At 44.6% G+C, this 2,011-nt stretch carries 2 protein-coding genes; one reads left to right on the top strand and one right to left on the bottom strand.

Going from position 1 to position 2,011, the window contains the following annotated elements:
* On the bottom strand, window positions 1-963 hold a 963-nt coding region (locus QN379_RS23345; protein ID WP_323507749.1), incomplete at its 3' end, for a cupin domain-containing protein.
* A gap of 309 nt (window positions 964-1,272) precedes the next feature.
* On the opposite strand from QN379_RS23345, the gene QN379_RS23340 reads away from it, so the two are divergent.
* Entirely contained in the window at window positions 1,273-1,815 is a 543-nt protein-coding gene (locus QN379_RS23340; RefSeq protein ID WP_322238933.1) for a peptidylprolyl isomerase, read from the top strand.
* The last annotated feature ends 196 nt before the right edge of the window (window positions 1,816-2,011 follow it).

Raw genomic sequence — 2,011 nt, 5'->3', positions numbered from 1 at the left:
AATAAACACATGTTTGCCACGATAAAGCATTTGTGTCTTGCGCGACAGGCTTACGCCCCGTTTGGCGATCGATGCCGTGAACCGCGATAGTGTCAAAGGGCGTTTTGGAGATTCAAAAAATACGGTCGCTTTTGGATCCGACAAATACTCGCCCATAAAAATCGCGATGTCATCGTCGGTAAAGCGCACTTTATTAAGTGCCTCCGAAACCTGCGATAGCATGTTGCGGCTAATTTCTGCTGGATGTTTGGTGGGAGCCAGGTCGGCGTCGGCGTATCGGCCGGGTAGGTCGATAGATTCAGCCATGAACTGCAAAAAGGCTTCCCCAAGCTCTTGAAACGCTGGTGCACGAAATCCTATTGAATAAGTCATGCATTCGCCGATTGCATTGCCTTCGTGGGCATATTGCGGTGGCAAATAGAGCATGTCGCCAGGTTCAAGTACAAATTCTTGTTCTGGTGCGAAGTTTTTAAGAATTTTTAGTGGACTTCCTTCGACCAGTGTCAAATCTTGTGCTGCGCCGATTTTCCAGCGACGTTGTCCATGCGCTTGCAGTAAAAAGACATCGTAAGAATCAAAATGTGGCCCGACACCGCCCGTATCAGTTGCATAGCTGATCATCAGATCATCAAGGCGTGTATCGGGAATGAAGCGAAACTGTCGGAGTAAGGCATCGACTGTATCGTCGTGCAAATTGACGCCTTGAACAAGCAGAGTCCAATCCTTTTTATCGGCCTCCGGCAAGGTGCTAAACGGCCCATTTTCAACTTTCCACTCTTGCTTAAAATGGCTGATTAGACGCGATTCGACGTCATCTCGCGATGCCATTTCAAATAATGTTGCTGAGGACAGCAGTGGTTTGAAGTCCGGCAAAGCCTGGCGAATCAATAAAGGTTTTTTGTGCCAGTAATCGCGCAAAAATTGCGCAGGCGAAAGGCCGCCCAACAACGTAAAATTTTTCATAGGCTGCATTATATCGGGTTGGATAGGGTTCCATACTCCACCTGCTACACCGTACGCAAATACTTCCAAGTTTATCGATTAACTGATTTGGCACGGTGAAAAATGTTTCTTAAAGAACACTTGGTCGCAGACTTCGACAATTTTCTGTTATTTGCACTATTTTTGTTAATCAATACTCAGTAAATTGGCTTAACGACTTGCAGGGTGGCTTTATCAGTATCAAGCCCTTCGGATAAATTTTTCTCGTTACGCAGACCTGATGAATTCGGCGGGTATAATCTGAGCGCATATTATATGAAAGGAATGATCATGAAGATTGCCAAGAATACCGTAGTGACGGTCCACTACAAATTGTCAGATGCTCAAGGCAACTTGATCGAAGAGAGTAGCCAGCCGATGATCTATTTGCATGGTGGTTACGAAGGCACACTGCCGAAGATTGAGGAAGCGCTGGATGGCAAGGAAGTTGGCTACAATGTTGAATTGCAGGTGGAGCCGGATGATGCCTTTGGTGAATATGATTCGAATCTGGTAAAGATCGAAGCACGCAACCGTCTACCAACACCACTAGAAGTGGGCATGCAGTTTGAAGGAACGCCAGACGGCGAAGATGACGATGAGCAAGCGTTAGTTTTCACAGTGACTGATATTGCCGATGATAAAGTTGTGCTGGATGGTAACCATCCACTAGCTGGCATCGCGCTGCGTTTCGATCTGACAGTAGGAGAAGTGCGCGAAGCAACGGACGAGGAAATTGTTCATCAACACGTCCATGGCGCACACGGTCATGGTCATCATGATGATTTGGATGATGAGTCTGCGGACGAATTCCGTAGCCACCCGATTCATTAAGATAGTACGCATTTGGCGATTGCTATTGGCAGCCATCAATAAAAAAGCCGTAAGCGTTGAATCATTCAGCGCTTACGGTTTTTGATATTTATTTTTTGATATTGATTATGTTATGTCAATTAAATAACATAAAATTTTAATATTATTTATTCAATATTATTTATTCAATATTATTTATTCAATATCAATTATTACT

This window comes from Glaciimonas sp. Gout2 (assembly GCF_035018905.1).
Classification (GTDB): Bacteria; Pseudomonadota; Gammaproteobacteria; order Burkholderiales; family Burkholderiaceae_D; genus Glaciimonas.
The sequence above is the reverse complement of the archived record's forward strand: the minus strand, read 5'-3'. Positions and strand labels throughout refer to the sequence as shown.

Bases quoted from the DNA above. Each gene is read 5' to 3' on its own strand.
- QN379_RS23340 (WP_322238933.1), top strand. From the start codon at position 1,273: ATGAAGATTGCCAAGAATACCGTAGTGACGGTCCACTACAAATTGTCA.